We start from the raw sequence: 12,656 nt of genomic DNA on the forward strand, positions 1-12,656 counted from the left end.
CCAGGATGGAGACCGCCTACCCATGCCGCGAGCGATCCGCATACTCTTCGCTGCGGGCCTTTTGGCCCTCTTGGAAGCGTTGAGCCCGAGGCCGGCTTTGGCGGAGGACAATATCTGGCAGGTCAGCAAGGTCTCGGGCGAAGCCTGGATCGCCGGGGCCGGCGTGCAGCCGGTCTCGCTCGGCCAGGCCACGACGCTGAAGCCCGGCGATACCATCCGCACCGGACGCAATGGCCGCGTCCTCCTGGTCCGCGGCGCCGAAAGCATGCTGATCTCGGCGAACGCGCAGGTCGCCGTGCCGACGACGAGTGGCTCGGGTCGCTCGACCATCCTCCAGCAGGCGGGCTCGATCCTGCTCGACGTGGAGAAGAAGAACGTCCAGCATTTCGAGGTCGAGACCCCCTTCCTCGCCGCCGTGGTCAAGGGCACGCAGTTCCGCGTCACCGTGACCTCGGGCAGCGCCAAGGTCGACGTTCAGCGCGGCCAGGTGCAGGTCTCGGATTTCCGCTCCGGTCAGTTCGCGCTGGTCCAGCCCGGCCAGGCCGCCAGCGTGGCCGGAACCGGGGCCGCCGGCCTCAGGTTCTCCGGCAGCGGGCAGTTCAATCCGATCCAGCAGGGAGCGCCGCGCACCCCCTCGATCCGCGCGATTTCCGTCCCGCGTGACGGCCTGTCGCGGCCGCCTGCGGCAGGCAAGGAGGAGCGCCGGGCCAGCGCCGGCGAGCCTTCGCACCGCGCTGTTTCCAGCAGCGGCGGGACCGTACGCATCGGCACGGCGCTGGGCGAGGTCAATGTCAACGTCCAGGCGGTGACCAAGGGCTTGGCGCGCAATGCCGATGCGACAGCCAATGCCTCCGGGCGCAGGCAGGGCACGACCTGGTCGACCGAGGACCTGTCGCCCGCCGGCAGCAACTCGAACAATGTCCAGCGCGTCGGCAGTTCGGAGCTCGGTCGCTCCGAGGCTGCGCAGACTCTGGCCAGCGTCAACGGCCAGGCGAACGCCAAGTCCAGCGGCCCCGGCAGCATCGGCAATGGCAGCGGTAACAACGGCAATGGCAATGTCGGCGGGAACGGCCGCGGCAACAGCGGCGACGGCCATGCCTCAGGCAACGCCGGCAACGGCAATGCCTCGGGGAACAATCGCGGCAATGGCCGCGACGGGAATGCCGATGGCAAGAACGGCAACGGAAACGGCTGGGGGAACAGCGGCGGCAAGCCCGGAAATGCCGGAAACAGCGGAAACGGAAACGGCAATGGCAACGCTGGCGGCAACAGCAGCAATGGCAACAACAATGCCGGCGGCAACGGCAACGGCAACGGGAACGGCGGTGGCAACGGAAATGGTAATGGCAACGCTGGCGGCAACAGCGGCAATGGCAGCAACAATGCCGGCGGCAACGGGAACGGCGGTGGCAACGGAAACGGTAATGGCAACGCTGGCGGCAACAGCGGCAATGGCAGCAACAATGCCGGCGGCAGCGGGAACGGTGGTCGAAACGGCAATGGCAATGGTGCCGGTGGCGTGAATATCGGGCTGAACCTCGGCGGCCTCAGCGTGAGGGTGAATCTCGGGCGCTGATGTCTTGACGAAATCGTCAGCTTTTCCGCGCTAGGGTCGGGATGACTGAACTCGATACCCGGCAGGGTGGCAGACGGACGTGACGCTGTATCGGCCACACCTGATTGCCTGCGGGCTGCTTGCGCTGGCCTGGCTGGTCGGCCTGCCCGCAGCATTCGCGGATCTCATCAGCGACAAGCGTTTCCTCTGGCCGAAGCGTCCGGCCAGCGAAACCATAGCGCTGGTCGAGATTGACGCCCCCTCGCTGGCGCGAATCGGCGTCTGGCCATGGCCGCGCCGCCATCATGCCAAGCTGATCGAGCAGCTCGAGACGGCAGGCGCCACCGAGATCCTTTTCGACGTCGACTTCAGCGCCCGCTCCAATCCCGTCGACGACGCGGCTTTCGCGGAGGCGCTGGCGAAGGCCGGTGGCTCCGTCGTGCTGCCGACCTTCCAGCAGAGAGCCGGCGACCTCAATCGCGGGCTGACATTGCATGTGAACCGGCCATTGCCGGAGTTCGCGGCTCACAGCTGGTCGGCCGTGGTGAATGTTCTGCCCGAGACGGACGGGCTGGTTCGCCGCTATGGTCTCGGCGCACGCATCGGCGAGTTCCTGCCGTCGTTCGGCGCGCTGCTGGTCGGCCGCCATGACGAGCAGGGCGCACCGTTCCGCATCGATTTCAGCATCGGCACCGATACGGTACCGGCCGTGTCCTACATCGCGGTCCTCGACGGCGAGCCACAGGCACTGGCGCGCCTCAAGGGGCGCAAGGTCATCGTCGCCGGAACGGCCGTCGAACTCGGCGACCGCTTCAACGTCCCCAATGGCCGCGTCATCCCGGGCTCCATGCTGCAACTGCTGGCTGCCGAATCGCTGCTGCAAGGTCGCGCCCTGCAGAGCACCGGCCTGCCGCTGTCGCTCGTCGGCATAGTCGCCATTCTCATGGGGATGGTCGTGCTCTGGCGGCGCACCAGCGCAAGGGCGCGCGTCGCCATCGTGTTGTGGGCGGCAGCTTCACTGGAGGTCGGGGCATTCCTCATCCAGACGACCTGGCCGATCATCGTGGACACGAGCAGTTGGCTCCTTCTGCTCGGCGCCTATCTGATCGCCATCGCGCTTCACGAAATCGACTTGCGCGGGCTGTTGCGCGGGATCGCCGAACGACGCTTCCAGCGTATCGCGATGTCGCTGGGCGATGGGCTCGTCTGCCTCGACGATCAAGGTCGCATCGTCTTCTGGAACCCCGGCGCGGCCAAGATTTTCGGCTATCCGGAGGCGGATGCGCTCGGCAAGCCTTTCACGGCCTGCCTTGCCGACCCGGAGCAACTCGCCCGCCTGCAGCATGCCGCGGCGGTGGACGACCACGTCCTCGATCTCGTCGGGCTCAGGCGCAACGGCGAGCGCTTTGCCCTCGAGGCGAGCGTCTCCAGCTGGCAGGGCACTGACGGGCGTCAGTTCGGCCTCGTCCTGCGCGACATCACCATCAAGCAGCGCGAGCGCGAACGGATTCGTTATCTGGCCGAGCATGACGACCTGACCGGGCTGCTCAACCGGCATGCGCTCGCAGAGCGTCTGGCAGCAGAGTTCGATAAAGGCGGCGCGCCCGTATCGGCCTTGATCTTGATCGGCATCGACCGCTTCCATCACTTCAGCGACATCCATGGCCGGGAATTCGCTGATCAGGTGCTTATCGCGTTCGCCGCACGGCTGCGCGCGCTGATGCCTGCCGATGCCGAGGCCGCTCGTTTCGCCGACGACGAGTTCGCTCTGCTTGCGCCCAAGGAGTTCGCAGCAGCAGTGGCGAATGACGTTGCGCGTGATTTTGGGTCTGCTGCTCTTGTCTTCGGCGAATGGCGCCAGCGGGTGGCGGTACGCATCGGCTATGCCGTGGCAGAATCAGGCTGGAGTGCCGACCACCTGATCGGAAACGCCCATCTGGCGCTCGAGGCAGCCATACTGGCCCGCGACGAGCAACCGATCGGTTTCGCAGCTGCCATGCGCGACAAGATCGCGTCGCAACTGGCGCTCGAAGCCGAGCTCCGCCTTGCCCTCGAGAAAAATCAGTTCGAGCTGTTCTACCAGCCGCAAGTACTCCTTTCGGATCGGAGCGTGATCGGGGCGGAAGCACTGATCCGTTGGCGCCATCCCGTGCGCGGGCTGATCCCGCCGGGGCAGTTCATTCCGGTGCTGAACAATTCTCCTCTATCCGATGCGGTTGCGAACTGGGTTCTGGCCACGGCTTGCCAGCAGTCCCGGCAATGGCAGATGGCGGGCACGCCGGTCCGGGTCGGCGTCAACCTGTCGCCCTCGCAATTGCAGGGCAGCGAGCTGCAGGACACGGTCGCCACGCTTCTCGACGAAACCGGCCTCGCGCCGGAGCTGCTCGAACTGGAAGTCACCGAAGACATCCTGATCGAGGATGCCCAAAAGGCGCAGAAGACGTTCCGCGAAATCCGTGCGCGCGGCGTCAAGATCGCCTTCGACGATTTCGGGACCGGCTATGGCAGCCTGAGCTATCTCAAGGCGTTCCCGCTCGACACGTTGAAGATCGACCAGACCTTCGTGCGTCAGCTGCTGAATGACAGCGGCGACGCCGCCATCGTCCGCGCCACGATCGATCTCGGCCGCTCACTCGGCCTCTCGATCATCGCCGAAGGTATCGAGGACCTCGAAACGGCCAATCGCCTCAAGGGCATGGGCTGCGACGAAGGGCAAGGCTATCACTTCGGCCGGCCTCTTCCCGCGCCTGAATTCGAACAGCTGTTTCTGGCGCGTCGGTCCGTCGCGTGATTTGAGCTGGCGGCCTGACTTGGCCTGACGAAAGCTCGCTCTTGGTCTGCCGGCGTAGGAACGTCCGGTTGCCGGCAGTTCGTCAACGAAAGCTCCTGGCGCATCGCCGATGCGATGGCGATTAGCGCGGAACATCCAACCACCTGAGAGCGAGGCTGCGACGATCGTGCGCTTTGGAACCTCTGGCGGACGGGATGCGTTTGCGTCATGATAGAACATATAGTGAACATGGAGGCTTGCTTGGCGCAGCTCACCACGCTTCAGAAGCTGGAAATCCTCAGCGATGCCGCGAAGTACGACGCCTCCTGCGCGTCGAGCGGGACGGCGAAGCGCCATTCGGTCGGTGGGAAGGGCATCGGCTCGACCACGGGCTCGGGCATCTGCCATTCCTATGCGCCGGACGGGCGCTGCATCTCGCTGCTGAAAATTCTGCTGACCAATTTCTGCTCCTATGACTGCGTCTTCTGCATCAACCGCAGTTCGAGCAACGTCCAGCGGGCGCGCTTTTCGGTCGAGGAGGTCGTGGCGCTGACGCTGAATTTCTACAAGCGCAACTATATCGAGGGCCTGTTCCTCTCCTCCGGCATCATCCGCTCGCCGGACTACACCATGGGCGAACTGGTGCGCGTCGCCGAGAGCTTGCGGCTCGATCACGATTTCCGCGGCTACATCCATCTCAAGCTGATCCCGAGCGCGAGCCAGGAGCTGATCGACCGCGCGGCCCTGTTCGCAGACCGGGTCTCGATCAATGTGGAGCTGCCGAGCGAAACCTCGCTCAAGCGCTTTGCGCCGGAGAAGCAGCCGCTCGACATCCGCAGCGCCATGGGCGGGCTCAAGCTCAGGATCGACGAGGCCGCCGCCGAGCGCGAGCGCTCGAAACGGGCGCCGGCCTTCTCGCCGGCCGGGCAGAGCACGCAGATGATCGTCGGTGCCGACGATGCCACCGACGCGACCATCCTGCAGCGCAGCGCCAATCTCTATAGTGCCTATGGCCTGCGCCGGGTCTATTACTCCGCCTTCAGCCCGATCCCCGACTCGTCGAAGCAATTGCCGCTGTCGGAACCGCCGCTGATGCGCGAGCATCGCCTCTACCAGGCCGACTGGCTGACGCGCTTCTACGGCTTCGAGGTCGACGAGATCATGGATGCGGCGCCGGGCGGCATGCTCGACCTTTCCGTCGATCCCAAGCTCGCCTGGGCCTTGCGCCATCGCGGCCGCTTTCCCGTCGACGTCAACCGCGCCGAGCGCGAGATGCTGCTGCGCATTCCCGGGCTCGGCACGCGCAGCGTCGATCGCATCCTCGCCATGCGCCGCTTCCGGAGCTTGAGGCTGGAGGATGTCGGGCGGCTGGTGCGCTCCTTGCGCGTGCTCCGGCAGTTCATCGTCACCAGCGATTGGCGGCCGGGCTCGGCGCTCGACGGCGAGCGGCTGAAGGCGCAGCTGGCGCCGAAGCCGCAGCAACTGGCGCTGCTCTGATGTACGTCGCGCGTCTGTCCCATCCAGCCGATTTCGAGGGCTGGCGCGGCTTCGCCCGGCGCTTCGCTCAAGCGCTGGTCGCACCCTCGGCGATCGACTGGCGCGTCGGCGATCACGACACCGGCCTGTTCGGCGAGGATGTGGTCGAGGGCGGCGACGGCAGGGCGCTCAGCGTGCCGCGCGCCTTCGTCGGGCTGGCGCAGCAGGTGATCTGCCATAGCGATCCCGCGCGCTTCGACCTGCTCTACCGCCTGCTCTGGCGCCTGCAGGAGGAGCGCGAGCTGCTCCAGATCGCCTCCGATCACGACGTCCATCGCGCCGAGGCGCTGGCGCGCTCGGTCCGGCGCGACATGCACAAGATGACCGCCTTCGTGCGCTTCCGCGAGGTCGATGACGGGGAGGGCGGCGAGGCCTTCGTCGCTTGGTTCGAGCCCGAGCATCACATCCTGGAGAAGGTCGCGCCCTTCTTCGTCGAGCGTTTCACGACGATGCGCTGGACGATCCTGACGCCGCGCGGGACGCTGCTCTGGGACGGGCGCGAACTCAAGCTCGGCGAGGCGGCGACGCGGGCGCAGGCGCCGACCAGTGATGCGATGGAGGAGTGGTGGCGAACCTATTACGCCAGCATCTTCAACCCGGCCCGGCTGAAGCCGAAGGCGATGAAGGCCGAAATGCCGGTGAAATACTGGCGGAACCTCCCGGAGGCCGAACTGATTGCTCCCCTGATCGCCGATGCCGCCAGGCGAACGCAGGAGATGATCATGAGCGCGCCGACATCACCCCAGAAGCGACGGCCTGCTCCGGCGCCGGACCTGGCCGCTGCCGACCTTTCGGCAATCGAGAGCTGGGAGGATGCGGCGTTCGCTGCGCGCTCCTGCCGGCGCTGCGATCTCTGGTGCGATGCGACACAGACGGTTTTCGGCGAAGGCCCGCGCAATGCGCCGGTGATCTTCGTCGGCGAGCAGCCGGGCGATCATGAGGATCTCGCCGGCAAGCCCTTTATCGGCCCGGCCGGCAAGGTCTTCGATCGCGCCATGGCGGATGCAGGGCTCGATCGCACCCGAGCCTATGTCACCAATGCGGTGAAGCATTTCAAATTCCAGCTGCGCGGCAAGCGGCGCATCCACGAGAAGCCGAATGCCGGCGAGGTCAAGGCCTGCCGCTTCTGGCTCGATCTCGAGCTCGGCTTCGTCAAGCCGCAGCTGGTGGTGGCGCTGGGCGCGACCGCGCTCAAGGCGCTGACCGGCCATGCCGGCCCGCTGGCGGCAGCACGTGGGCGCGAGCTTGCGCTGCCGGATGGGACGCCGCTGCTGGCGACCGTCCACCCGTCATATCTGCTGCGCCTGCCGGACGAGGAGGCGAAAGAAAACGAGACCCGGCGCTTCCTCGACGATCTCAAGCATGTCGGCCGCCTCGCGCCGGGCTTGCGCCTGCCGAGAGCGGCTTGACCGGGGCCAACGCCGCCGGCACGACCGGAGCGGTGTGTCAGCCGGCCGCCGGCTCGCTCGCCAGGACGTTCGCCCTCTGCATATCGGCGATCTCCTCTTCCCTGATGCCGAGCTCGCGAGCGATTTCGACATTGTGCTGACCGAGCAAGGGTGCGACCCGCTGGGGTGTCGTGTCACAGTCCGAGAACCGGAACGGCAGATTGGGAAGCCTGACTTTGCCGAGCACCGGATGGGTTTGCTCGAGAATCATGTTCCGGGCCGCGACCTGCGGATCCGCGAGCACCTGGTCGATCGTCTGCACGGGCGCGGACGGAACGGACGACGCGTCGAGAGCCGCAAGGCATTCGCGCGTCGTGCGTGCCGAGCTCCAGGCCTTCACCAGCGCGGTCGCCTCCCGGTAATGCGTTGCACGGCCGGTCGGCGTCGCAAATTTCGGGTCTAGCGCAGCGCCGCCGATCAGGCTCGCCAGTCGGGCCCAGGCGTCGTCAACCTGGGCGGCGATCACAATATAACCGTCCGAGCTCGGGAAGACGCCATAGATCGGCGTTTCCGGCGAATCCGAGCCGGTGCGCCTGGGGAGCTCTTCGCCATCGGAGAAGGTGTAGCGCTGCACGGCATAATCATGGATCGAGATCATGCAGTCGTAGAGCGCCAGGTCGATATGCTGTCCCTTGCCGGTCGCGACGCGGCCCAGCAGGGCGGCGCAGATTGCGGCGACGCCGTGCATGCCGGCATACATGTCGGCGATGGGAATGCGCAGCAGCGGCGGCGCCTCCCCGTCCGTGCCGAGCTGCGCCATGGCGCCCGATTTCGCCTCGGCGATCAGGCCGAAGCCGGGCCTTGCGGCATCCGGCCCGGTGTGCCCGTAAGCGGATACCGAGCAATAGACCAGCCGGGGATTGCGCGCCGAGAGAGCCGCATAGCCGAGGCCGAGTTTTTCCAGCGCGCCGGGGCGGTAGTTCTCGACGAACACGTCCGCCGTCTCGACCAGCTTCATCATCAGGTCGAAGCCGCGCCGGTCCTTCATGTCGACGCAGATGCCGCGCTTGCCCATGTTCTGCTGAAGGAAATATCCGGATTGCCCGTCCTTGAAATAGCCGTGCGCGCGGCCGGCGTCGCCGCCGCCCGGGCGCTCGACCTTGATGACGTCGGCGCCCATCGCCGCCAGGCAACGCGACATGTGCGGCCCCGCCAGGAAGTGGCTGTAGTCGATCACGCGGATTCCGCTGAGGGGCAGGGTCTGTGGCATCTCAGGCCTCCGGCCGCTTCAGGATCATCAGCTTGTGCTCGCCGGTCTGCACGATCTCGCCTTTCTGGTTGATGAGGTCGGAGGCGATCGACACGATCCCCCAGCCCGGCTTGCGGGTTTCGCGCATGGAGGCAACGCGATACTTCACATGGATCGTGTCGTCGGCGCGGATGGGCAGTTTGAAATCCCAGTTCCAGCCGAGCGAAGCGCCCGGCGGGAACTGCAGCGAGCCGCGCGTCTTCAGGCCGTCCGCCAGCGAGAGGCCGAAGAGGCCATGAGCGACGATGCCGCCGAAATGCGAAGCCTTGGCGAAGTCTTCGTCGACATGCACGGGCGTATGGTCGCCGGTCAGGTCGGCATACGCCTTGATCATCTCCTTGGTCACGGTGACTTCGGGCGTGATGCCTTCGTCGCCCACCTCGACCTCGTCGAAGTAGCGTTCATGCGCTTTTTTGGGCGGGCTCTTGGCGTCCATGGCAGACCTCAAAGCGTGGAGTAGACAGCGGGCGCCTCTGGGCCCGCCGGGAGAAGCTCGACGACGAAGCCATCGGGCAGCTTGAGCCAATGGCTTCCGCGCGGATCTGTGGTCACGTCGGAAAAGGCATGGGCGGCCGCAATGGCCGCCGCGACGTCGCCGCACCGGATCCCGACATGATCGGCATGGCCTCGCGCACCGTCGAAATCCGCAGCCGCGATCAGTTGCATGCCGCCGATCCAGACCTGCTTCGGATCCGCGCTGTCGCCGTCGACCTGACGGACTTTCCATCCGAAGACGGCCTCGAAGAAGCGGATATGCCAGGCAAGATCGCGAACGCGAATGGCGACATGTTCGAGATAGGCCTGTGTCGTCATGCGGCGACCGCCCGTGCCGAGATGCCCGTTCTCGTCTCGACGCCCTTGACCAGCGCGACCAGCGTCGCGTTCACCGGGGTCGGAACACCCATCCGGCGTCCTTCGCGGACGACGGCACCGTTGATGAAATCGATCTCGGTCCGCCGGCCGTTTTCGAGGCTCTGCAGCATCGAGGTCTTGAACTCCGGCGGCAGGCCCGACGAGGCTTTTCTCCAGGGCGCGCGAGGGTCGCTCGTCGCCAGCCGGATTCCACAGGCCTGTGCCACCGCCATCGCCTCTGCGACCGCCGCGACGGCGGTCTCCTCGATCTCGGGCAATTGGTAGAGCTGGCCATAGGTCAGGCCGGTGACCGCCGCGAGCGCCCCGGTTGCGACATTGACGAGCAGCTTGTCCCAGATCACGGCGCGGATCTCGGCGCTGACGCGCGTGTCCAGGCCGGCCTCGGTCAATGCCTGCGCAAGAGCGGCGGCGCGTGGCGTTACCGCGCCGTCCATCTCGCCGATGATGGTTTCCTTGCCAGCGACGCCGCAGAGCACATGGCCTGGCCCGAGCATCACGCCGCCGGTATAGGTCCTGCCGGCGAGGACATGCCGCAGGCCCAGGATCGACGTCAGCAGTTCTTCCTGGCCGACGCCGTTCTGGAGAGAGATCACCAGCGTATCCGGCCCGACGATACTGCGGGCGGCCGAGACCGCCGCCTCGGTATCGGGAGATTTGACGAGCACGAGGACGAGGTCGACGGGCACCATCCCGGCGGTGTCGATGGCGGCAGCCAGATGCACGATCCGATCATGGCCATCGCCCCTCAAGACGAGCCCGCGCTCGCGAATGGCATCGACATGTCCACGATTGCGGTTGACGAGCGTGACCTCGTGCCCAGCCTCGGCGAGCGTCCCTCCGATAGCGGAGCCAAGAGCTCCCGCGCCAAGGATGCAGATCCGCACTGTCGACCTTCCCAACCGATCCGATCGCGAAAGGGCTATGACCGCGCGAGTGAGCTGTCTATGTAATGAAGGAAATCACCATCATAGCTTTTTTCAATGAGCCAGAACGATATCGACGTCCTCGACCTGCGGCTTCTGCGCCTGTTCGATGCGATCTACGCCACCAGCAGCATTACCAAGGCCGCGGACGCGCTCGACTTGTCGCAGCCGACCGTCAGCATTGGTCTCGGCAAGCTCCGGCGCCATTTCGGCGATCCGCTCTTCGTGCGGACGCCGGACGGCATGCTGGCGACACCGCTCGCCGACGGCCTTATCGTCGCGGTTCGCGACGCGCTCCAGGCGCTGCGCCAGGTCTCGGAATGGCGGAACGCGTTCGACGCCGGGACCTCCTCCCGCTCATTCGTCATCGCGATGACCGACGCGAGCCACATCACCCTGCTTCCCGAGCTCCTGTCGGCAGCCTGGGAGATCGCGCCGAGCATTCGGCTGGACGTTACGCGGATCGACGACCGGTTATCGGCCGCCCTGCAATCCGGCGATGTCGACCTGGCGCTGGGATTGATCCCGAGCCTCGAGAACGGCTTCTATCAGCAGAAGCTGTTCGAGCAGGACTGGATCTGTCTCGCGCGCCAAGGGCATCCGCAGCTGACGCAGGGGCTGTCGCTGCGCACCTATCAGGCTGCGGCCCATATCGGCATCATCTACGGAACCGGACAATTGCTGCTCGAGAAGGCCCTGGCGAGCCACGGCATCGATCGCCGGATCGTCCTGCGTCTTCCCGGATTTCTGGGGCTCTCGTCGATCCTCGCGGATAGCGACCTCATCGCGACCCTGCCCCGCCATATCGGCACGACGCTCGCCAAGCTCGGCGGCCTTGCCGTTCACGAATGCCCGTTCGCCATCGACGGCTTTTTCGTCAAGCAGCACTGGCACGCCCGCTATCATCGGGATCCGGCGAACCAATGGCTCAGGTCGTTGTGCGCGCGGGTGTTCACCGGGCAGGCCGAGCGGAAGCGACATTGATTGCTTCAATGACGATCATTGTCTTCATTGCATAGACATGGCGGCGACGCGCCCCGCTATTACCCCTGAGAACGTCCAGTCGACAGATGCGGCATCGCCCGGCTCCTGTCGGCAAGAGACCAAGGGGAGGGTTCCATGACTCTGCGCAACCTGTTGCTGTCATCGCTGTCAATCGTCGCCGTCGCGGCCTTCGCCGACCTGGCGCAGGCGCAGGTGAAGATCGCCTGTGTCAGCGAGCTTTCCGGGCCGGGAGCGACAGTCGGGATCAATTTCCGCAATGGGGCGAACCTCGCGATTGACGAGATCAACGCAGCCGGCGGGCTGCTCGGCCAGAAGATCGAGATGAACTGCGCCGACAGCCAGACCAATCCCGGCGTCGCGCGCGGCCTCGTGCAGAAGGCATTGGACGCAAATCCCTATGCGGTGCTCGGGCCGGTCTATTCGGGCTCAATCAAGGTCACCGCCCAGCTCACCTCGGAGTCGGGCGTCACCAACGTCATCGGCGGCGAAGCGGCCGAACTGACGCAGATGGGGCTGAAGACGCTGATCAGGACATCGTTCGGCCAGCAGATCTCCATGCCGAAACTCGCAGCCTATATGGCCGACGATCTCAAGGCGAAGAATGTCGCAGTCATCTGGGTGAACAACGATTTCGGCAAGGGCGGCCGCGACGGCATCACCAAGGAGCTCAAGGCGCGCGGCGTGACGATCAGCGCCGACATTTCCACGGAAGCGGCGCAGGTCGATTTCGCGGCGGACGTCGCCAAGCTCAAGCAGGCCGAGGTCGATGCCGTCTTCATCTACCTGCATGAGGAAGAAAGCGCGCGCATCCTCAAGGAGATCCAGAAGCAGGGGATCAAGAAGCCGCTGATCGGTGAAACGACGCTGCTCAACCAGAAGGTGATCGAGCTCGCCGGCGACGCTGCCAACGGCGTCCGCGGCCATGTCGGCCTGACGGCTGACGCGCCGATCCCCTCGATCGAAGCGTATCGGCGCAAGTTCATGGCGAAGTACAACTACGTGCCGGACCACAATTCGATGAAGGGCTATCTCGGCATCTACACGATCAAGGCCGGCACGCAGAAAATGGGCAAGCTCGACCCCAAGGGTCTGACCGCAGCGCTCAAGGGCCTGTCGGTCAAGGCTGCCGACGAGCCCGGCATGCTGATGGACGTCAGCATCGACCAGAACGGCGATCTCGACCGAATCGGCTTCCTCGCCGAGGTCCAGAACGGCACCACCGTTATCACCAAGACCCTTCCCGCGCTGAAGCCGTAGCCCGGCCGGCGCCGCTCCGGTGGCGTCTCGGAAACCCCTC

Annotated in this window: 10 protein-coding genes; 6 read left to right on the forward strand and 4 right to left on the reverse strand. The window is 65.7% G+C overall.

Annotation, left to right across the window (positions count from 1 at the left end; genetic code table 11):
* Nucleotides 1-97 precede the first annotated feature (97 nt).
* From V7S63_RS13145 to V7S63_RS13160, 4 genes are all read left to right on the forward strand, one after another.
* Nucleotides 98-1,576, forward strand: coding sequence for a FecR family protein (locus V7S63_RS13145; RefSeq protein WP_336530537.1), 1,479 nt, complete (start codon nucleotides 98-100; stop codon nucleotides 1,574-1,576).
* Nucleotides 1,577-1,655: 79 nt separating this feature from the next.
* Nucleotides 1,656-4,346 (forward strand): EAL domain-containing protein, encoded by a 2,691-nt coding sequence (locus V7S63_RS13150; protein ID WP_336530538.1) that lies wholly within the window; start codon nucleotides 1,656-1,658, stop codon nucleotides 4,344-4,346.
* Between the two features lie 228 nt (nucleotides 4,347-4,574).
* A complete protein-coding gene (locus V7S63_RS13155) occupies nucleotides 4,575-5,822 on the forward strand; it encodes a putative DNA modification/repair radical SAM protein (RefSeq protein ID WP_336530539.1) in 1,248 nt (415 codons plus the stop codon).
* A complete protein-coding gene (locus V7S63_RS13160; protein ID WP_336530540.1) occupies nucleotides 5,822-7,270 on the forward strand; it encodes a UdgX family uracil-DNA binding protein in 1,449 nt (482 codons plus the stop codon). The genes V7S63_RS13155 and V7S63_RS13160 overlap by 1 nt, the downstream gene beginning before the upstream one ends.
* Nucleotides 7,271-7,307: 37 nt before the next feature.
* On the opposite strand, the gene V7S63_RS13165 is transcribed toward V7S63_RS13160, so the two are convergent.
* Genes V7S63_RS13165 through V7S63_RS13180 form a run of 4 tightly spaced genes read right to left on the reverse strand, consistent with a single transcriptional unit; the run spans nucleotide 7,308 to nucleotide 10,315 of the window.
* Nucleotides 7,308-8,519, reverse strand: coding sequence for a CaiB/BaiF CoA transferase family protein (locus V7S63_RS13165; RefSeq protein WP_336530541.1), 1,212 nt, complete (start codon nucleotides 8,517-8,519; stop codon nucleotides 7,308-7,310).
* 1 nt (nucleotide 8,520) lies between these two features.
* Entirely contained in the window at nucleotides 8,521-8,994 is a 474-nt protein-coding gene (locus V7S63_RS13170; protein ID WP_336530542.1) for a MaoC family dehydratase, read from the reverse strand.
* Nucleotides 8,995-9,002: 8 nt separating this feature from the next.
* Nucleotides 9,003-9,371 carry a VOC family protein gene (locus V7S63_RS13175; RefSeq protein ID WP_336530543.1) on the reverse strand — a complete coding sequence of 123 codons (369 nt, stop codon included), beginning with the start codon at nucleotides 9,369-9,371 and terminating at the stop codon, nucleotides 9,003-9,005.
* Nucleotides 9,368-10,315, reverse strand: a complete 948-nt coding sequence (locus tag V7S63_RS13180; protein WP_336530544.1) for a ketopantoate reductase family protein — start codon at nucleotides 10,313-10,315, stop codon at nucleotides 9,368-9,370. The genes V7S63_RS13175 and V7S63_RS13180 overlap by 4 nt, the downstream gene beginning before the upstream one ends.
* 96 nt (nucleotides 10,316-10,411) lie before the next feature.
* Here V7S63_RS13180 and V7S63_RS13185 point away from each other — a divergent pair, with 96 nt between their 5' ends.
* Both V7S63_RS13185 and V7S63_RS13190 read left to right on the forward strand, forming a co-directional pair.
* Entirely contained in the window at nucleotides 10,412-11,338 is a 927-nt protein-coding gene (locus tag V7S63_RS13185; protein WP_336530545.1) for a LysR family transcriptional regulator, read from the forward strand.
* 141 nt (nucleotides 11,339-11,479) lie between these two features.
* Nucleotides 11,480-12,616 (forward strand): ABC transporter substrate-binding protein, encoded by a 1,137-nt coding sequence (locus V7S63_RS13190; protein ID WP_336530604.1) that lies wholly within the window; start codon nucleotides 11,480-11,482, stop codon nucleotides 12,614-12,616.
* The last annotated feature ends 40 nt before the right edge of the window (nucleotides 12,617-12,656 follow it).

Origin of the sequence: Allobosea sp. CCNWLY174 (assembly GCF_037120455.1) — a bacterium.
In the GTDB taxonomy this organism is placed as follows: domain Bacteria; phylum Pseudomonadota; class Alphaproteobacteria; order Rhizobiales; family Beijerinckiaceae; genus Allobosea; species Allobosea lupini.